Consider the following 17263-nt stretch of genomic DNA (forward strand, 5'->3'; position numbering starts at 1 on the left):
TGACCAGCCGAGGAAGGACAGAACCCCGTGGGCGCGATGCCCACGGGGTTCTGCGCTGCTCGGCCGGCCGAGCGGGACGTCGACGCTACTTCTTGCACTTGGTCTTGAAGCCGTCCAGCAGAGCCTTGCCAGCATCGGAGTTGTCACGCACGTACGCGCTACCGCTGATGCTGATCGAGGTTTCGCTGGTTGCGATGGGCTCGCTGCCGGTCCGCTCGTTGCGGGTGTCGTCTCCGACGACCGTCCAGATGATCTGGGACTGATCCTTGTTGAACTCGCCGGTGCTGGTCACGCCCGGCTTCTGGTAGACACCATCGCAGTTGTACTCATGATGCGAGACACTGTTGCCCTTGACGACCAGCTGGCCGAGGTCGGACGTGCCGTTGATGTCCTTGACGTAGTAGGTACCGTCGAGCTTGCTGGCGCTGTCGCTGCTTCCGCCGCAGGCGGTGAGTATGAGTGAGCTCGCGGCCAGGGCCGCGATGGACACGGTCATCTTGGCCCGCGTCCTACGTGCAGTGCTGGTGATCCTCATGGCGTTTCCCCTTCGTTCGTCATTCAAGTCGGCTTGAGACACAAGGCCAGTCAAAATAACCTATGGATAGGTGACTTTGGCGGATCGCGACCGTCTGTCAGGTGCCTTATAGGAGGTTGTCGAGCCGATGCTCAGTCAGCGCTGGCGCGAACTCGGCCTGATTGAGCGCGTGTTCGCCGTCCCGGATGCGCCACTGCAGACGCTGCACGGGCGGGGCGTCTGCTTCTTGGACTGCCAAGGTCGCCGAGTTCACCCAGCTCTGCGTACGCTCCCTGCAGCTGTTCCTCGTGGTGTGCCGACCTGACCCTGAGGCGGCCAGCCCGCTCTTCCCACCCGCGCACCCGCGACTCGCGGTCGAGCCTGGTCTTCCCCGCGATCCAGGCACGAAGCTCGGTTGGGTCGACGTCACTCGGGAGCCCGGTGGCGAAAGGCCCCGCGGGTTCCGGCTCATGCGGCCTGCCGAGCTCTACGCTCTGCGCCGCGAGTTCTGCCACCCGAACTGGCCGACCTCAGACCCCGACCTTGAACGGCGGAAAGAAGCCCTGGAACGCGACGGGCCAACGGCGCTGCCCGCGCTGCGCGTCCAGTGGCAGTTCCAACGCGAGTTCGGTAGGGGGCCGGTGAAGCTCTTCCCACCAAAGTACGAATCCCATCGAAATCTCTCCCTCCCCGGATTCATCGCGGAGCTGCACACGGCGCTCCTCGCCACCCATGACCACGAGTACCTGTTCCCAGCGATCAGCGGCGGGCTGCTGGCCGACACAAACTTCAGCTACTCCTACTGGCGGCCGGTCGCGCGCGGGCGACCAGCCTCCGAGGAGTTCGCGAGGATTCGCCCGGGCCAGCCCCCGCTGGCCGTCTCCCGCCGCCCCCCTTCCAGAGGTCCCTGCGACCGCGTACGCCGGGAAGCGGCTGTACCTGCTTCGCCACGGCGGCAAGGAGTGGCTCGACGAAGATCGACACAGTCGCATCGCCGTGGAGACCCGCATGGGCCACGAGGTCGCCGGCGCCCCGCTCCACCCCTTCGCGTGAACCGGAAGCCGCTCGGGAACGTTCCCGGGCGGCTTCCGCGTCGTTGTGCCTGAGAGACCTGAAGAGACCGGAAGGCAAGCAAGCAGGGGGTGTCCCATGGGTCGAGTGGTGCTGGAGCGTTTTCCGGCCGGAAGTCCGCGGGGGAGCTGGCCCGCCGAGGAGTACGCGGCGCAGCGCATGCGGGAGGGGGTGCCGGCCGAGGTGGTCATGGACCTGGACAGCGATGCGTTCCTCGTCGTGGTCCGCCAGCGGGAGGCCCGTTCCGGTCACTGAGCGCCCGCGGGAAGATCCGGTCCGCGCACGCCCCTTGGCCTCGCGCCCGCACAGCCCCACACTGACCCGATGACTCAGCGTGTGGATCTCGCGACGGTAATGGACCGGCTGGCGATCGACGAGGTGGTCACGGGCTACGCGGTGGCCGTCGACGACGGCGACTGGACCGCCTACCGCGCCCTCTTCACCGCAGCCGGGCGGGTCGACTACAGCTCGGCGGGCGGGATCGAGGGCTCGGTGGGGGAGGTCGCGGACTGGCTCGCGGAGACCATGAAGCTCTTCCCCGTGCGTCAGCACCTGATCGTCAACCGGCTGGTCCGGCTGGAGGACCTGGGCGGTTCGCCCGGCGACAGCGCCGAGGTCCGGGCGGACTTCCTCAACCCGATGCGCCTGGCGGGGCCGGAGTCCGATCCCGCGGTCACCGCTCCCAACTTCGTCGCCGCCGGACGCTACGCCTTCGCGCTCGCCCGCACCCGTGACGGCTGGCGGCTCACCCGCGTCACCGTGCACGAGACGTGGCGGCACATGTCCGCCTGAGCCTGCCCGGCCCTGCACTGCCAGACTGGAAGCGGAGGCGCGCCATGATCGCGATGCGGAACGAGTGGATGCGTCGATGGCGCGCGCCCGCCGCGGTCGCCGCCGGAGCGCTGCCCGCCCTCGCCTTCCCCGCCCCCGCCCTCTGGTGGTTCGCCTACGTCGCCCTCGTGCCCTGGATGCTGCTGCTGAGGTCGGCCCCCACCGGGCGGCGGGCCGCCCTGGAGGGCTGGCTCGGCGGCGCGGGGTTCATCGTGGCCGTCCACCACTGGCTGCTGCCCAGCCTGCACGTCTTCCTGATTCCGGTGGCCGCGCTGCTGGGGCTGCTCTGGATCCCCTGGGCGCTCCTGGTGCGGAAGCTGCTCGGCGGGGTCCCGTCGGCCGGCCGGGCGGTGTCCGCGCTGGTCCTCGTACCGGCCGGATGGCTGCTGTCGGAGCTGGTCCGGTCCTGGCAGGGGCTGGGCGGGCCCTGGGGGCTGCTGGGGGCGAGCCAGTGGCAGGTGCCGCCCGCGCTGCGGCTGGCCTCCGTGGGCGGCGTGTGGCTGGTCAGCCTGCTGGTGGTGGCGGTGAACTGCGGCGTTGTGCTGCTGCTGGCGGTGCCGGGGGCGCGGATCCCGGCGGTGGCCGGGATCACGGGGTGCGCGGTACTGACGGCTGCGGTGTGGGTGTGGGCGGCGGGCCCGACGGAGTCCGGCCGGCTGCGCGTGGCCGTCGTACAGCCGGGCCCGGTGCCGGACGGCCCCGACAGCGCGGAGCGGCGGTTCGCGGCCGGTGAGCGGCTGACCCGGCCGCTGGCCGGGCAGCGGGTCGACCTCGTGGTGTGGGGCGAGAGCAGCGTCGGCGAGGACCTGACGGCCCGCCCGGACCTGGCCCGGCGTTTGGCCTCGCTGTCGGCGGAGGTCGGGGCCCCGCTGCTGGTGAACGTGGACGCGCGGCGGGCGGACCGGCCGGGGATCTACAAGAGCGCGGTGCTGGTGGGACCCGGCGGCCCCACCGGCGACCGGTACGACAAGATGCGGCTCGTCCCCTTCGGGGAGTACGTGCCGGCCCGGGCCCTGCTCGGCTGGGCCACCTCGGTCGGAAAGGCGGCCGGCGAGGACCGCGTGCCGGGCGCGGCCCCGGTGGTCATGGACCTGCCCGCGCGCCCGGACGGGGCCGGCGCCTCCCCCACCGGGGTCCGCCTGGGCCCCCTGGTCTGCTTCGAGTCGGCCTTCCCCGACATGAGCCGGCGCCTGACCCTCGACGGGGCCTCGCTGCTCATCGCCCAGTCTGCGACCTCCACCTTCCAGGAGAGCTGGGCCCCGGCCCAGCACGCCTCACTGGCCGCCCTGCGCGCCGCCGAGAACGGCCGCCCGATGGTGCACGCCACCCTCACGGGCATCAGCGTCGTGCACGGCCCCTCCGGCGAGCGGATCGGCGCGGCCCTGCCGACCTCCGCGAGCACGGCGGCGGTGTACGAGGTCCCGCTCGCCCGGGGCACGACCCTCTACGGCCGCTTCGGCGACTGGCCGGTGGGGGCCGCCCTCGCCGCGCTCGCGGTGTACTGCGCGGTGGCGGGCGTCGGTTCGCTCAGGAGGCCTGCTCCAGAGCCGACTCCACCACCTGCTCGCACAACCGGTGGGTGAGCAGCGCGTCCCGCGCGCTGAGGGTCTTGCCGGCCTCGACGGCCTCCAGGAAGTGGTCCACGACCTGCTCGATGCCGCGCTGGCGGGCGACGGGCACCCAGTCCCCGCGGCGCCGCACGGTCGGCTGGCCCTTGTGGTCGATGACCTCGGCGAGGTTGACGACCTGCCGCTTGGTGTCCCGGCCGGACACCTCCAGGATCTCCTCGGCGGAGCCGGACAGCCGGTTCATGATGCCGAGCGCGGTGAAGCCGTCACCGGACAGCTGGAGCACCACCTGGTGCATCAGCCCCTCGCGCACCACGGCCCGCACGTCGACGCGATCGGTCTCCCCCGGCAGCAGGAAGCGCAGGGTGTCGACGACGTGGATGAAGTCGTCCAAGACCAGCGTGCGCGGGTCCTCGGGCAGCCCGATCCGGTTCTTCTGCATGATGATCAGCTCGCGCGGGTGGTCGGCGCACTGCGCGTAGGCGGGCGCGTGTCGGCGGTTGAAGCCGACGGCGAGCGAGACCCCCTGCTCCTCGGCCAGTTCCACCAGCCGCACCGAGTCCGCGAGCTCGTAGGCGAGGGGCTTGTCCACGTACGTCGGCACGCCGGCCCGCAGCAGCCGCGTGACGATCTCGGGGTGGGCCGGGGTCGAGGCGTGCACGAAGGCCGCGTCGAGCCCCTCGGCGAGCAGCGCGTCGAGGTCGGTGTGCCGGCGCGCGGCGGGGACGTGGTGGATCGCGCCGACCCGCTCCAGCGTGGCGGGGGTACGGGTCTGCAGGTGCAGCTCGAGGCCCGGGCGGGTGGTGAGGACGGGCAGGTACGCCTTCTGCGCGATGTCGCCGAGTCCGATGCAGCCGACCTTCACCGGGAGACCTCCAGGTTGATCCTTGTGGGACTTCAGCAGCTTAATCCCTGGTGGCAAGGGCCCTGTTCACCGAGGATGTCCCTCATGACCACCAGTTCTGGATCACATCGCACCGAGCCCGCGACCACCGCCGACGAGCGGGACATGCTCGACGGCTGGCTCGACTACCACCGCGCGACCCTCGCCTGGAAGTGCGAGGGGCTCCAGGACGAGCAGCTGCGCCGCACCCCGCTCGCACCCTCCGAGCTGAGCCTCCTGGGCCTCGTACGGCACATGGCGGAGGTGGAGCGGTACTGGTTCCGGGAGATCATGCTCGGCGAGGACCTTCCCGAGCTGTACTGCACCGACGAGGACCCGGACGGCGACTTCCACTTCGCCGACGACACCACCTGGGCCGAGAACGAGCAGGTGTGGCAGACCGAGGTCGAACTGGCGCGGCAGGCCGCCGCCGGCCGTCCGCTGGACCTGCTGTCGCAGGCCGAGAGCCACCACCGCGGCGAGGTCTTCAGCCTGCGTTGGGTCTACACCCACATGATCGAGGAGTACGCGCGCCACAACGGCCACGCGGACCTGCTGCGCGAGCAGATAGACGGCGCCACGGGCGACTAGGGCCCCGCTTCCGGCCCGGGCGTGACCGAACCGGATCGGGCCGGATCCGCCGGACACCCCGCTCGCCGTCACCCGTGCGGGGTGAATATCCGCTCCGGGTTTTCGCAACGGGGTCCTCGCACAGCAGAGTTGCGCGGGTGCATCCAACCCGAACCACGACAACCCTGCTGCTCGGAGTCGCCTGTGCCGTCTCGGCCGTCTCCGGCTGTGTGAACGTGAGCCCCGGTCCCGTGCGGCCGGCGGCGGTCCCCGCCACCGGCGAGCCGCCCCGCCACGAGCCGCGCGGCAGGCCCGGGGCCGCACCCGTGGTCGTCCAGGCGCCCGCTCTGGAGGCGCTGAAGGCGGCTCCGGAGCAGCCCGCGCACCCGGTGGCCCCCGCACCCGCCCGGCCGGCCGCCCGGCAGCCCGGTCAGGGCGCCTCCGGCGGGCCCGTACCGGCCGTGCCGCCGGTCCCCGACATCCCGGAGCCGCCGAAGCCTGCCGGGCCCGCCTCCGGGCGGCCTGGCGGCCGCCCCGAGCATTCCCGGCGCGATGCCGAGGTGGAGCGCGAGCTGGTACGGAAGCTGCCGGTGCGGCCGGCCGACGTGTGCGCGCTGGGCCGCCGGCACGGCCGCTGGCACCCGGACAGCCCGGAGGCCCGCATCTGCGCGGGCGTGCGCGACGGCTGACCGCCGGGGCCTGTCATGCGGGATCGGGGCGGGACGCGGCGCCCTACGGGGACTGCTCGGGAAACGGCCGGGGCCCGGCGCCCGGTTCCGTGGCCAGGCGCCGCTCCAGCCGTGCGATGGCCTCCCGCACGCCGTTCCCGTACCCGTCGTCCGGGAGGGCCCCGGTGGCCGCCCGGGCCCGCGCCAGGTGGACCCGGGCGGCCTCCGGACGCTGCAGCTTCACGTAGTCGGCGGCCAGGCTGAGGTGCAGGGACGGGTAGAACACGCGCATCGCGAGATGCGGCTCCCGCGGCGCCCTCCCCCCGTCCCGGGCCCCGGTGACGGGCGGGTCGCGCAGGGCTTCGGCGGCGGTCAGGGCCCGCAGGTCCCAGGCCAGTTCGTCGGCGGGATCGTCCTGGGCGTCGGCCATGTAGTGGGCGAGGGTGCAGCGGTGGAGGTCGTCCCCCTCCTCGCCGATCTCCGACCAGATCGCGCCGAGCCGGTTGCGGGCCTCCTCGCGGTCCCCGGCGTGCAGCAGGATGACCGCCTGGCCGATCCTGGTCATGACGGCGTCCTCCGACGCCTCCTGCTGCTCCGTCACCGCGGCCTCCGGCTTGCTCCGCCAGACCTGCTCCGGGTCTGATCATCACGAAGCTAGCCGGAGGTGGCGGCAATGGCGCCGAGGCGCGGTGTGGCGTCAGCCGAGGTCCGGGATCCGCCAGTCGATCGGCTCATGGCCCTGCGCGGCGATGGCCTCGTTGATCTGCGTGAAGGGCCGGGATCCGAAGAACTTCTTGGCCGACAGCGGGGAGGGGTGGGCCCCCTTGACCACGACGTGCCGCTCCTCGTCGATCAGCGGGATCTTCTTCTGGGCGTAGGCGCCCCACAGGACGAAGACGGCCGGGTCGGGCCGCTCGGACACCGCGCGGATCACGGCGTCGGTGAACTTCTCCCAGCCCTTGCCCTTGTGCGAATTGGGCTCGGCCTCCCGGACGGTGAGGACCGCGTTGAGCAGCAGGACGCCCTGCTGCGCCCACGGCATCAGGTACCCGTTGTCCGGGACCGGCAGGCCGAGCTCCTCCTTCATCTCCTTGTAGATGTTGCGCAGCGACGGCGGGGTCTTGACCCCGGGCTGCACGGAGAAGCACAGGCCGTGCCCCTGGCCGGCCCCGTGGTAGGGGTCCTGGCCCAGGACGAGCACCTTCACCTGGTCGAAGGGAGTGGCCTCCAGGGCGGCGAACACCTGCTCGCGGGGCGGGTAGACCGGCCCGTTCGCCCGTTCCTTCTCGACGAACTCGGTGAGTTCTTTGAAGTAGGGCTGGTCCAGCTCCCCGCCGAGGACGGGAAGCCAGGACTCGGGCAGCATCTGGGTCACGGCGAAAACCTCCGGTACAAGTTCGTGCAACTGCTCCAGAACCTACCGGGGGCCACTGACAACGCGTCGGCCGCCCGGGGCGGCTGCCCCGGGCGGGGTCGCTACCAGCTGGTCTTGCGGTACAGCTCCCACATCTGCATGGCGGTCTGCGGGTCCAGCGCGCGCTCGGCGCCGGCGATGTCCTCCTGCGCGGCGACGTACAGCTTGCCCTGCCACAGGGGCAGCAGCCGGACGTCCTCGGCGAAGATCTGCTGTGCCTTCTCGAACTGCTGGACCCCGGCGGAGCGGTCGCCGTCGCGGCGGGACTTGGGCAGCAGGTCGGTCAGGATCTCCGCGGGCTCGTACGGGGTACCGACCGCGTTCTCCTTGCCGACGAACGGCGCGATGAAGTTGTCCGGGTCCGGGAAGTCGGGGAACCAGCCTCGGCCGAAGATCGGGTACTCCTGGCCCTTGTAGCCCTCCTGGAAGGCCTTCCAGGGCTGGCTGCGCAGGGTGATCCGGAAGAGCTGGCTCTCGTCCAGCTGCCGCTTGAGCTCGGTGAACTCCTCGGCGGTGGAGGAGCCGTACCGGTCGGTGGTGTACCAGAAGGTCAGGTCGACCGGCGTGGGGACCCCGGCGTCCTTGAGGATCTTCTTGGCCTTGGCGGCGTCCGCGGCGCCGTACTTGTCGTAGAACGGCGTCTTGTGGCCGACCACGCCCTTGGGAACCATCGAGTACAGCGGCTCCGCGGTGCCCTGGTAGACCTTGGAGACGAGGGTCCCGCGGTCGACGGTCTGGGCGATCGCCTGGCGGACCGCGAGCTTGTTGACGGCCGGGTCCTTGGGGTTGAAGACCAGGTAGCGGATCTCGGCGCCGACGTTCTCGACGACCTGGACGCCCTGCGCGTGCGCGGCGGGGGTCTGCAGGTCCGTGATCTCCGTGGCCGACAGGCCTCGGTAGGTGGCGTCGATCTCCTTGGCCTTCAGGGCCGAGACCATCTTCTGGGAGTCCTGGAAGTAGCGGATGGTCACCGCCTTGTTACGGCGGTTGGCGAAGCCCGCGTAGGTCCCGTTGTTGCCGAGGACGGCCTCGCTGCCCTCCTTGTACGACTCGAGCACGTACGGGCCGGAGCCGGTGATCTTGCCGTCCTGGCGCACCTTGTCGGCGGGGTAGTCCTTGGGCGCGACCAGCGAGGCGGCGGGCGAGCCGAGGACGTACGGGAAGGTGGCGTCCGAGGTGTTCAGGTGGAAGACGACCGTCTGGGCGTCCGGCGTCTCGATCTTGTCGAGGCTGCCGAAGAGGTCCTTCGGGCCGACCTTGGAGCCGATCGTCTTGATGCGGTCGAGGGAGTACTTGACGGCCTTGGCGTCGAGCGGCTCGCCGTTGGAGAACTTCAGGCCCTTGCGCAGGGTGCACCGGTAGGCCTGGCTCGCGCCGTCCGTGAACTCGCAGCTCTGTGCGGCGTCGGGCTGGGGCTTGGTGGAGCCCGTGGGGAACGCCAGCAGCGTCTGGTAGACGTTCCGGTACAGCTCCCAGGAGCCGTCCCACGCCGCGGCGGGATCGAGGGTGCTCGGTGCGCTCGTGGTGCCGACGACGATCCTCTTGGCGTCGTCGTCGTGGTCCTCCGACAGCAGGCCGCATCCGGCGAGCAGGGATATGGACGCAAGGGCCGCAGTGATCTGCAGGCATCTGGTCCGGTTGAACACGTGCACGCTCCTCGATCAGCCAGGGGTGCGGCAGACCCTACCGCAGTGCCCCACGAATCCAATGGGGTGGTTTCGTGGGGCACTTGACCGGTTCCGTGCACATTCGATACACATTTACCTCCCTTTCGGAGGGAAATGTGTCCGGTTATCGGTCAGTGCACTCCAGCATTGAGGAACATCCCACCGTCGACCACCAGAGTTTGGCCCGTGATCCATTCCGCTTGTGCAGATGTAAGAAACGCGGCGGCCCCTCCGATGTCCTCCGGGTGCCCCAGCCGGCCGAGCGGATAGGCGGCCGCGGCCTCCTGCTCCCGGCCCTCGTAGAGCGCCTGCGCGAACTTGGTCTTGACCACCGCGGGGGCGATCGCGTTGACCCGGACACCCGGTGCCATCTCGTGGGCGAGCTGGAGGGTGAGGTTGACCATGGCGGCCTTGCTCATCCCGTACGCCCCGATGAAGGGCGAGGCCGAGACGCCGGCGATCGAGGCGATGTTCACGATCGCTCCGCCGTTGTCCTTCTGCCAGGCGTGCCAGGTCCGCTGGGCGAAGCCGAGCGCCGAGATCACATTGGTCTCGAAGACCTTGCGGGCGACCCCGAGGTCCAGGTCCGCGATCGGCCCGAAGACCGGATTGGTGCCCGCGTTGTTCACCAGGAAGTCGACGCGGCCGAAGGCCTCCATCGTGCACTCGACGGCGACGGCCTGGTGGGCCTCGTCGTGCGCCTTGCCGGCGACCCCGATCACCCGGTCCGCACCGAGCCGCTCGACGGCCTCCTTGAGTGCCTCCTCGTTGCGCCCGGTGATGCAGACCCGGTCGCCGCGGGCGACCAGCGCCTCGGCGATGCCGTAGCCGATGCCCCGGCTCGCCCCGGTGATGAGCGCGACCTTGCCGCTGTCGATACCGTCGTACGTCATGACGTGCGCCTGCCTCTCGTGATCTCTTCGCTCGTCAGTTGAGCGGGCCGCCGGCGACGTACATGACCTGGCCGGAGACGAAGCCGGCCGCCTCGCCGGTGAAGAAGGCGATGGCATTGGCGATGTCGTCCGGGCGGCCGACGCGCTGGACGGGGATCTGGGTGGCGGCCGCCGCCTGGAAGTCCTCGAAGCCCATGCCGACGCGGGCGGCCGTCTGGGCGGTCATCTCGGTGACGATGAAACCGGGGGCGACGGCGTTGGCGGTGACCCCGAACTTGCCGAGCTCGATGGCCAGGGTCTTGGTGAAGCCCTGCAGGCCGGCCTTGGCCGCGGAGTAGTTGACCTGGCCGCGGTTGCCGAGCGCCGAGCTGCTGGAGAGGTTCACGATGCGGCCGAACTTGGCCTCCACCATGTACTTCTGACAGGCCTTGGACATCAGGAAGGCACCGCGCAGGTGCACGTTCATGACGGTGTCCCAGTCGGTCTCGCTCATCTTGAAGAGCAGGTTGTCGCGCAGCACGCCGGCGTTGTTGACCAGGATGGTCGGGGCGCCGAGCTCGCTCGCGACGCGCGCGACGGCGGCCTCCACCTGCGCGCCGTCGGAGACGTCGCAGCCGACCGCCAGGGCCTTGCCCCCGGCCGCCGTGATCGCCTCCACGGTGTCCTTGCAGGCCGCCTCGTCGAGGTCGAGTACGGCGACGGCCCGGCCCTCGGCGGCCAGGCGTACGGCGGTGGCCGCGCCGATGCCCCGGGCCGCCCCGGTCACGATCGCGACGCGCTGCTCGGTGGTGGACATGCTGGATCTCCTCGCCCTTGAGAGACGGCCGCCCAGAGGTGAGCAACCGCTTAGTAGCTTCAGCTGAGGAGACGCTAGGAGCCCCGGCACCCGGTGTCAACGGCGGCACTTCGGGACGCGCCACCGTTCGAGGTGCCGGGGCGCATTCAGCCCCGCCGGCGTTTGAGGCGCGGCATCCGGGGCAGCGCCCCGCCAACGGCGCCGCACCGGCCCACCGGCGGGACCGGCGACCAGTGGTCAGCGGACCAGCAGGTCGAGCAGCCGCTCCACTTCCGCCGCGGGGTCGGCCGTCAGGCCGGTGTGCACCGGACCCGGCTGCACCACCGTGCTCCGCGGGGCGATCAGCCACCGGAACCGCCGCCCGGCGTCGTCCCCCGCCGCCTGCCCGGCGGACTCCCCGCCCGCACACACGCCCTCGACCCCGCGCAGCGCCGCCCGCACCCCGGCCACATCGGCCCGGGGATCCAGCGCGAGGAGCTTCGCCTCGTCGAGATGGGTGCGCGCCGCCACGTACGCGTGGGCCCGGCAGTAGACGATCACACCGGCGTTGAAGCACTCGCCCCGTTCCATCCGGGGCACCACCCGCACCAGCGCGTACTCGAACACGTCCCGCTTGGTCACTCGTCGTCGCTCTTCTTCTTGTGGGGCAGGGGGGCGAGGCGTTCGGCCAGCCAGCCCGGCGGACCGGACCGCTGCTTGACCTCGGCCTCCATGGTGATCCTCTCGTGGATCGTGGCCGCGCGCGGCAGCAACGCCTCCACGTAGGCGCGGCGCAGCGCGTCGGTGGAGTCGAAGCCCGGCTCGTCGACCAGCCATTCGTCGGGGACGTCGGCCGCGACCTCCGTCAGCAGTTCCTCGGTGACCAGCGGCGCGAGGGCCGCGGCCGCGGCCTCGATGTCCGGGCCCACGGGGGCCAGTACGTGGTCGGAGGCGTTGTAGGGCTTGGCGGCCGCGGCCGTGGCGGTCGGCCAGTTGTGGTGCCAGATCATGGTGGCGCCGTGGTCGATGAGCCAGAGGTCCCCGTGCCAGACCAGCATGTTCGGGTTGCGCCAGGACCGGTCGACGTTGTTGATGAGGGCGTCGAACCAGACCACGCGTCCCGCCTCGACCGGGTCCACCTGGTAGGCGAGCGGGTCGAAGCCGATCGAGCCGGGCAGGTAGTCCATGCCGAGGTTGAGTCCGCCGCTGGCCTTGAGCAGCTCCTGGACCTCCTGGTCGGGCTCGCCGAGCCCGATGACGGGGTCGAGCTGCATCTGGACCAGGGTCGGGACGCGCAGCCCCAGCCGCTGGGCCAGGCGGCCGCAGATGACCTCGGCGACCAGGGTCTTGCGGCCCTGGCCGGCTCCGGTGAATTTCATGACGTAGGTACCGAGGTCGTCGGCCTCGACGATTCCCGGGAGCGAGCCGCCCTCACGCAGGGGCGTGACGTAACGGGTCGCGATCACTTCGGACAGCATCCGCCCAGGTTACGGGGATCAGTGGACGGGGCCCACTGCTCGAGGAGGTCTTCGGCCGTGGTGATGGACGCCACGAGTGCGAGGGAGTTGCGGATCACCTCGGCGGTGCAGGAGGCGGGCACCCCGGCTATCGCGTCGGCGGGGACCACGACCTGGTAGCCGAGGTTCACGGCGTCGAAGACGGTGTTGGGGATGGCGATGTTGGAGGAGACGCCGGTGACGACGAGGGTGCGGATGCCGAGGTTGCGCAGCAGGGGGTCGAGATCGGTGCCGGCCATCGGGGAGAGCCCGTGCAGCCGGCGGACCACCAGGTCCTGCCCGGCGACGACGATGGGGGCGGCGACCTCCACGGCCCGGCTTCCGGTCAGTTGGCGCACGGACAGCCTTCCCGCAGCCCGGAACAGCCGGGCGTTGGTGTTCGCACCGAGCCCGTCGGGCCGCCGCTCCGCGACGGCGTGCAGCACCTGTACGCCGGCCCCGCGCGCGGCGTCGACCAGTGCGGCCACCCGCCCCAGCATCCCGGAGTCCCGGGCCTCCTTGGCGAGCTCGGGAAGCGCGCTCTCCTCGCCCACGACACCGTTCTGGCACTCGACGGTGAGCAGCGCGGTGGTGGCGGGATCGAGAACGGGCATGGCTCCCCCTGGCGTGGCGACGGAAGAGCCCTCATGATTCCTGACACACAGTCAGATGTGAAGGGGTGCAGGACGGATGGACGAGTCACGAACCGGAAGCCCGCAGCGGCGGGGCCGGCGCATCATGATGAGCGACGCGGAAGTGGACTCCTTCCTGCGCGAGCAGAAGACCTGCCGTGTCGCGACGGTCTCCCCCAACGGGCGTCCGCACGTGGGCGCCCTGTGGTTCGCCTGGGACGGCGGATCGCTGTGGCTGTACTCGATCACGCGCAGCCGCCGCTGGTCCGATCTGCGCAAGGATCCGCGGATCTCCGTGGTCGTCGACTCGGGCGAGTCGTACGACGAACTGCGCGGGGTGGAGCTGTCCGGCAGCGCCGTCTTCGTGGGCGAGGCCCCGCGCACCGGCGAGCCGTGCCCCGAACTGGCGGAGGCGGAGCGGATCTTCCCCGTCAAGAACTTCGGCATCGAGGAGATGCCGCACGACGGGCGGCACGCCTGGATCCGCCTGACCCCCGACTCGATCGTCTCCTGGGACTTCCGCAAGCTGTAGAGCGGGGGCCGGGCGGGCGGACTACGGGAGTCCGGCGGCCGCCTCCCGCAGGGCGTCGACGGCGGCCCGGATCGAGGGCCGCCGGTCGGCGTCCGCGCGCCAGACGGCGTACACGTGGCGGCGTACGGAGTCGCAGACCGGCAGCAGCCGCACCCCCGGCGGCACCGGGCCGCGGCCCAGCCTCGGCGCCACGCACACGCCGAGTCCGGCCTCCACGAAGGCCAGCTGGGTGTGGTGCTCCTCGGCGATGTGCGCGATGCGCGGCTCGACGCCCGTGCCGCGCAGGGTGAAGACCAGCCACTCGTGGCAGAACTGCCCCTCGTTCCAGGAGATCCAGTCGTCGTCGGCGAAGTCGGCGAGCGAGATCCTGCTCCGGTCGGCCAGCGGGTGACCGGCCGGGACCGCGATGTCGACGGAGTCGTCCAGCAGGTGGGTCCGGGTGAGCTCGGCGGGCACCGGCATCCGCTTGTTGTGCCAGTCGATGGCCAGCGCCAGGTCCAGGTCCCCGCGCACGACGGCGGCCATGCTCTCCTCGGGCTCCTGCTCGCGCACCCGGGCCCGCACGTCCGGGTGCCCGGCGCGCAGCGCGGACAGGGCCTGCGGCAGCAGCCCGCGCATGGCGGTCGGGAAGGCGCCGATCCGCAGCTCGCCGACGGCGCACCCGCGCTGGGCCTCGACGTCGGCCTGGGCGAGCTCCACCTGGGAGATGATCCGGGCCGCGTGATCGGCGAGCAGCCGCCCGGCGTCGGTGAGCCGGACCCCGCGCCCGTTCTTGGCCAGCAGCGGCTGGCCGACCTCGCGCTCCAGCTTCGCCATCTGCTGGGACACGGCGGAGGTGGTGACGTGGAGCCCGTCGGCCGCGCCGCTGACCGAGCCGTGGCGGGCGAGGGCATCGAGGGTGCGCAGGCGCTCCAGGTTCAACATGTAAGCAATGCTACGCCGTGGGCTGGAGAAACTTTCGCTTGTCCTACGAAGTTGACGCGAGCACAGTAAAGGCCATGAGCGCACCGACAGCCCCGCGGCCCACCCTCTCCACCACCGCCACCCTCCCTTCGAGCGCCACCACGGCCGCCACCGCCGCCGGCCGGCGCACCAGGCTCCTCGACTGGCGCGTCCGGTTCGCGGTCCTCTCGGTCGTCTGGGGCTTCAGCTTCCTCCTGATCAAGGTCGGCACGGAAGCGTACGCACCCTTCCAAGTGGCCCTGGGCCGGGTCCTGTTCGGCGCGCTCGCCCTCCTCGCCGTGCTGCTGGTCCGCCGGGAGAAGCTGCCCCGGGGCCTGCGCACCTGGGGCCACCTCAGCGTGGCCGCGCTCCTGCTCAACACCCTCCCGTTCTCCCTCTTCGCGTACGCGGAGCTGAGCATCCCCTCCACCCTGGCGGGCATCTGCAACGCGACCTCCCCGCTGTGGGGCATGGCGCTGTCGATGGTCGCCCTGTCCGAGGACCGCCCCACGCGCCGCCGCTTCGCGGGCCTGGGCCTGGGCTTCCTCGGCGTCCTCATCGTCCTCGGCGCCTGGCAGGGCTTCGCCGGCGTCGACGCCCGGGGCACCGCGCTCGCCCTGCTGGCCTCGCTCTGCTACCCCATCGGCTGGATCTACGTCCGCCGCACGCTGTCCGGTGCCCCGGGCTCCCCGGTCGCCCTGACCGGCGGCCAGCTCATGGTCTCCACGCTCCAGCTCTCGCTGGTCAGCGTCCTCTTCACCGCGGCGCCGACCTCGTTCCCGCTCTGGCCGACCCTCTCGGTGATCGCCCTGGGCGCCCTCGGCACGGGCATGGCCCTGCAGATGCAGTACGGCCTGGTGACGGAGGTCGGCCCGACCACCGCCCAGATGGTCACCTACTTCATCCCGGTCATCGCCACCGCGGCGGGCGTCCTGGTCCTCGGCGAGCAGCTGCACTGGAACACCCCGGTCGGCGCCGCGATCGTCCTGGCCGGAGCCGCCCTCAGCCAGACCCGCCCCGGGGCCCGGAAGCCCGTCTGACCAGTGCTAATGTCCGGGCGATCAGCACATCGCCCGGAGGCACTCCTTGAGCTTGGCCGTCGTCCTGCTGACCGTCGGACCCACCGCGATCGTCGCGGGCGGCGGGGTCGCGCTGAACATCCGCGGCGCCGCCGCCGCGCTGGAGCGCTGGGCAGCCGCCAACGCCGAGCTCGCGATGCACGCCCGGGGAGATCTCGGCCCGCCCCGGCGGGTCGCCTCCGCCGTGTTCTACCGCTACCTGGGCTCGGTGATCGCCCTGTGCGGAGTCGTCTTCAGCCTGGGCGGCCTGCTCGAACTCGCCTGACCCCGGCCCGCCCGGACCGCCTCCCGCAGTCCTGTCGGCAGGACCGGGCCGGGCCGGGCGACACCGGGCCGCGGGGCCGGGTGCCGCCGGGCCCGGTCAGTCGTTCCGCCCGCCCGCCACCCCCGTACGGACGGCCGCGGCCACGGCGTCCGCCAGGCCCGGCACCTCCGAGACCCCCAGCTGCGACACGGTCAGCCGTACTCCCGGTCCCGCCTCGACCCGGAAGATCGCCCCGGGGGCGACCGCCCATCCCGCGGCGAGCAGCCTCGTGACCACCACCGTCTCGTCGGCCACCGGCACCCACACGTTCAGTCCGCTCCGGCCGTGCGCCCGCACCCCGCGCTCCCGCAGGGCCGCGACCAGGGCGTCCCGCCGCTCCCCGTACGCGCGGGCCACCGCGGCGGGGTCCACGGAGTCCGAGGTCCACAGCTCCACCACCGCGTGCTGGAGCAGCCGGCTCACCCAGCCCGGGCCCAGCCGCTGGCGTCCGCGTACGCGATCCAGGGTCACGGCGTCGCCCGTGAGCACGGCGAGCCGCAGGTCGGGCCCGTAGGCCTTCGCCGTGGACCGGATCAGCGCCCAGTGGGCGGTCACCCCGCCCAGCGGGTGCAGCGGCAGGTCGACGATCCCGTGGCCGTGGTCGTCCTCGATGAGCAGCACCCCGGGGTGGCGCGCCAGCAGTTCCCGCAGCTCCTCCGACCTCTCCGCGCTCACCGCGGCGCCGGTCGGGTTCTGCGCCCGCGAGGTCACCACCAGCGCCCGGGCCCCGGCGGCGAGCGCCCGGGCCACCGCGTCGGCCCGTGGCCCGTCGTCGTCCACCGCGACCGGCAGCACCCGTAGGCCCAGCGCCGGGACCAGGTCGAGCGAGCCTCCCCAGCCCGGGTCCTCGACCGCCACTGCGTCGCCCGGCCGCAGGTGGGCGACGAGCACCCGTTCCATCGCGTCCAGCGCTCCCGAGGTCACCGCCACCGGGCCGGGCGGCACGCCGTCCGCATCGAAGTCCGCCCGGGCGAGCCGGGCCAGGTCCGGCGTGACCGGGTCCGCTCCGTAGAGGGTCGGGGCCTGCGCGTACCGCCGGGCCGCGGCCGCCAGCGCCCCGTCCAGGGCGGGGAGCAGCGACACGTCCGGATTGCCCTCCGCGATGTCGCGCACGCCCGCCGGCACCACCATCCGCAGCGCGTCCCGCGGGGTGCTGGAGGGGCGGGGCCGCACCCTGCTTCCCCGCCGCCCGTCGGTTTCGATGACCCCGCGCTCGCGCAGTGTCCTGTAGGCAGCCGCCACGGTGTTGGGGTTGACGCCCAGTTCGCCCGCCAGCTCCCGCATCGGGGGCAGCAGCGATCCGGGCGGCAGCGCGCCCGATGCCACGCCGGCCTCGACGCTGGCCGCGATATCCGCTGTGCCCCGCCCTGTGATCCGATACTCTACTAGCACAAACCCAAGTATGCACTAGTGCAATGGAGTCG

21 protein-coding genes are annotated in these 17263 nt (G+C 72.0%); 8 read left to right on the forward strand and 13 right to left on the reverse strand.

Going from position 1 to position 17263, the window contains the following annotated elements; genetic code table 11:
• Positions 1–85: 85 nt before the first annotated feature.
• Both OG472_RS10445 and OG472_RS10450 read right to left on the reverse strand, forming a co-directional pair.
• Positions 86–496, reverse strand: a complete 411-nt coding sequence (locus tag OG472_RS10445) for a hypothetical protein (RefSeq protein ID WP_405829172.1) — start codon at positions 494–496, stop codon at positions 86–88.
• A gap of 548 nt (positions 497–1044) precedes the next feature.
• Positions 1045–1227, reverse strand: coding sequence for a hypothetical protein (locus OG472_RS10450; protein ID WP_401612787.1), 183 nt, complete (start codon positions 1225–1227; stop codon positions 1045–1047).
• A 436-nt stretch (positions 1228–1663) separates the two neighbouring features.
• On the opposite strand from OG472_RS10450, the gene OG472_RS10455 reads away from it, so the two are divergent.
• The 3 genes from OG472_RS10455 to lnt all read left to right on the forward strand — a co-directional run bounded on the left by OG472_RS10455 (position 1664) and on the right by lnt (position 3999).
• Complete coding sequence (locus tag OG472_RS10455; protein ID WP_319729209.1) at positions 1664–1840, forward strand: hypothetical protein; 177 nt, start codon at positions 1664–1666, stop codon at positions 1838–1840.
• A 69-nt stretch (positions 1841–1909) separates the two neighbouring features.
• Complete coding sequence (locus OG472_RS10460) at positions 1910–2377, forward strand: nuclear transport factor 2 family protein (RefSeq protein ID WP_405829173.1); 468 nt, start codon at positions 1910–1912, stop codon at positions 2375–2377.
• A gap of 44 nt (positions 2378–2421) precedes the next feature.
• Complete coding sequence (gene lnt, locus OG472_RS10465; protein ID WP_405829174.1) at positions 2422–3999, forward strand: apolipoprotein N-acyltransferase; 1578 nt, start codon at positions 2422–2424, stop codon at positions 3997–3999.
• On the opposite strand, the gene OG472_RS10470 is transcribed toward lnt, so the two are convergent.
• Positions 3944–4849, reverse strand: coding sequence for a Gfo/Idh/MocA family protein (locus tag OG472_RS10470; protein ID WP_405941338.1), 906 nt, complete (start codon positions 4847–4849; stop codon positions 3944–3946). The two genes, lnt and OG472_RS10470, sit on opposite strands and share 56 nt — an antisense overlap.
• 84 nt (positions 4850–4933) lie before the next feature.
• Between OG472_RS10470 and OG472_RS10475 the strand changes: the two genes are divergently transcribed.
• Together OG472_RS10475 and OG472_RS10480 are read left to right on the forward strand one after the other, a co-directional pair.
• Entirely contained in the window at positions 4934–5458 is a 525-nt protein-coding gene (locus OG472_RS10475) for a DinB family protein (RefSeq protein ID WP_401612775.1), read from the forward strand.
• A gap of 137 nt (positions 5459–5595) precedes the next feature.
• A complete protein-coding gene (locus OG472_RS10480) occupies positions 5596–6126 on the forward strand; it encodes a hypothetical protein (RefSeq protein WP_401612772.1) in 531 nt (176 codons plus the stop codon).
• 43 nt (positions 6127–6169) lie between these two features.
• Here OG472_RS10480 and OG472_RS10485 read toward each other — a convergent pair whose 3' ends face one another.
• The 8 genes from OG472_RS10485 to OG472_RS10520 all read right to left on the reverse strand — a co-directional run bounded on the left by OG472_RS10485 (position 6170) and on the right by OG472_RS10520 (position 12964).
• Positions 6170–6706 carry a hypothetical protein gene (locus tag OG472_RS10485; RefSeq protein ID WP_405829178.1) on the reverse strand — a complete coding sequence of 179 codons (537 nt, stop codon included), beginning with the start codon at positions 6704–6706 and terminating at the stop codon, positions 6170–6172.
• Between the two features lie 96 nt (positions 6707–6802).
• Positions 6803–7471, reverse strand: coding sequence for a uracil-DNA glycosylase (locus tag OG472_RS10490; protein ID WP_351303116.1), 669 nt, complete (start codon positions 7469–7471; stop codon positions 6803–6805).
• Positions 7472–7581: 110 nt separating this feature from the next.
• Positions 7582–9165 carry an ABC transporter substrate-binding protein gene (locus OG472_RS10495; protein ID WP_405941339.1) on the reverse strand — a complete coding sequence of 528 codons (1584 nt, stop codon included), beginning with the start codon at positions 9163–9165 and terminating at the stop codon, positions 7582–7584.
• A 152-nt stretch (positions 9166–9317) separates the two neighbouring features.
• The gene (locus OG472_RS10500; RefSeq protein ID WP_405941340.1) at positions 9318–10079 is read right to left on the reverse strand and encodes an SDR family oxidoreductase; all 762 of its coding nucleotides are present in this window, start codon (positions 10077–10079) and stop codon (positions 9318–9320) included.
• A gap of 34 nt (positions 10080–10113) precedes the next feature.
• The gene (gene fabG, locus OG472_RS10505; protein WP_266610951.1) at positions 10114–10875 is read right to left on the reverse strand and encodes a 3-oxoacyl-ACP reductase FabG; all 762 of its coding nucleotides are present in this window, start codon (positions 10873–10875) and stop codon (positions 10114–10116) included.
• 237 nt (positions 10876–11112) lie between these two features.
• A complete protein-coding gene (locus OG472_RS10510; protein WP_383574067.1) occupies positions 11113–11496 on the reverse strand; it encodes a DUF3037 domain-containing protein in 384 nt (127 codons plus the stop codon).
• Complete coding sequence (locus tag OG472_RS10515) at positions 11493–12332, reverse strand: HipA family kinase (protein ID WP_383574065.1); 840 nt, start codon at positions 12330–12332, stop codon at positions 11493–11495. Before OG472_RS10515 ends, OG472_RS10510 begins: the two co-directional genes overlap by 4 nt.
• Positions 12317–12964 (reverse strand): cysteine hydrolase, encoded by a 648-nt coding sequence (locus OG472_RS10520; protein ID WP_405941341.1) that lies wholly within the window; start codon positions 12962–12964, stop codon positions 12317–12319. The genes OG472_RS10515 and OG472_RS10520 overlap by 16 nt, the downstream gene beginning before the upstream one ends.
• A 76-nt stretch (positions 12965–13040) precedes the next feature.
• Here OG472_RS10520 and OG472_RS10525 point away from each other — a divergent pair, with 76 nt between their 5' ends.
• Positions 13041–13514 (forward strand): pyridoxamine 5'-phosphate oxidase family protein, encoded by a 474-nt coding sequence (locus OG472_RS10525; RefSeq protein WP_405941342.1) that lies wholly within the window; start codon positions 13041–13043, stop codon positions 13512–13514.
• 21 nt (positions 13515–13535) lie between these two features.
• Here OG472_RS10525 and OG472_RS10530 read toward each other — a convergent pair whose 3' ends face one another.
• The gene (locus OG472_RS10530) at positions 13536–14438 is read right to left on the reverse strand and encodes a LysR family transcriptional regulator (RefSeq protein WP_405829184.1); all 903 of its coding nucleotides are present in this window, start codon (positions 14436–14438) and stop codon (positions 13536–13538) included.
• A 74-nt stretch (positions 14439–14512) separates the two neighbouring features.
• On the opposite strand from OG472_RS10530, the gene OG472_RS10535 reads away from it, so the two are divergent.
• Together OG472_RS10535 and OG472_RS10540 are read left to right on the forward strand one after the other, a co-directional pair.
• Positions 14513–15496 carry a DMT family transporter gene (locus tag OG472_RS10535; RefSeq protein ID WP_405941343.1) on the forward strand — a complete coding sequence of 328 codons (984 nt, stop codon included), beginning with the start codon at positions 14513–14515 and terminating at the stop codon, positions 15494–15496.
• 46 nt (positions 15497–15542) lie between these two features.
• On the forward strand, positions 15543–15800 hold the full coding sequence (locus OG472_RS10540; RefSeq protein WP_401612749.1) for a hypothetical protein: 258 nt from the start codon (positions 15543–15545) through the stop codon (positions 15798–15800).
• A gap of 96 nt (positions 15801–15896) precedes the next feature.
• Here OG472_RS10540 and OG472_RS10545 read toward each other — a convergent pair whose 3' ends face one another.
• The gene (locus OG472_RS10545; RefSeq protein WP_401612747.1) at positions 15897–17231 is read right to left on the reverse strand and encodes an aminotransferase class I/II-fold pyridoxal phosphate-dependent enzyme; all 1335 of its coding nucleotides are present in this window, start codon (positions 17229–17231) and stop codon (positions 15897–15899) included.
• Positions 17232–17263 lie beyond the last annotated feature (32 nt).

This window comes from Streptomyces sp. NBC_00207 (assembly GCF_045160965.1).
Taxonomy (GTDB): Bacteria; Actinomycetota; Actinomycetes; order Streptomycetales; family Streptomycetaceae; genus Streptomyces.

Excerpts from the sequence above, each read along its gene's own strand:
- OG472_RS10535 (WP_405941343.1), top strand. The coding sequence starts at position 14,513 with ATGAGCGCACCGACAGCCCCGCGGCCCACCCTCTCCACCACCGCCACC.
- OG472_RS10445 (WP_405829172.1), bottom strand. The coding sequence starts at position 496 with ATGACCGTGTCCATCGCGGCCCTGGCCGCGAGCTCACTCATACTCACC.
- OG472_RS10475 (WP_401612775.1), top strand. The coding sequence starts at position 4,934 with ATGACCACCAGTTCTGGATCACATCGCACCGAGCCCGCGACCACCGCC.
- OG472_RS10500 (WP_405941340.1), bottom strand. The coding sequence starts at position 10,079 with ATGACGTACGACGGTATCGACAGCGGCAAGGTCGCGCTCATCACCGGG.
- fabG (WP_266610951.1), bottom strand. The coding sequence starts at position 10,875 with ATGTCCACCACCGAGCAGCGCGTCGCGATCGTGACCGGGGCGGCCCGG.
- OG472_RS10515 (WP_383574065.1), bottom strand. The coding sequence starts at position 12,332 with ATGCTGTCCGAAGTGATCGCGACCCGTTACGTCACGCCCCTGCGTGAG.
- lnt (WP_405829174.1), top strand. The coding sequence starts at position 2,422 with ATGATCGCGATGCGGAACGAGTGGATGCGTCGATGGCGCGCGCCCGCC.
- OG472_RS10490 (WP_351303116.1), bottom strand. The coding sequence starts at position 7,471 with ATGCTGCCCGAGTCCTGGCTTCCCGTCCTCGGCGGGGAGCTGGACCAG.
- OG472_RS10460 (WP_405829173.1), top strand. The coding sequence starts at position 1,910 with ATGACTCAGCGTGTGGATCTCGCGACGGTAATGGACCGGCTGGCGATC.
- OG472_RS10455 (WP_319729209.1), top strand. The coding sequence starts at position 1,664 with ATGGGTCGAGTGGTGCTGGAGCGTTTTCCGGCCGGAAGTCCGCGGGGG.
- OG472_RS10530 (WP_405829184.1), bottom strand. The coding sequence starts at position 14,438 with ATGTTGAACCTGGAGCGCCTGCGCACCCTCGATGCCCTCGCCCGCCAC.
- OG472_RS10520 (WP_405941341.1), bottom strand. The coding sequence starts at position 12,964 with ATGCCCGTTCTCGATCCCGCCACCACCGCGCTGCTCACCGTCGAGTGC.
- OG472_RS10525 (WP_405941342.1), top strand. The coding sequence starts at position 13,041 with ATGGACGAGTCACGAACCGGAAGCCCGCAGCGGCGGGGCCGGCGCATC.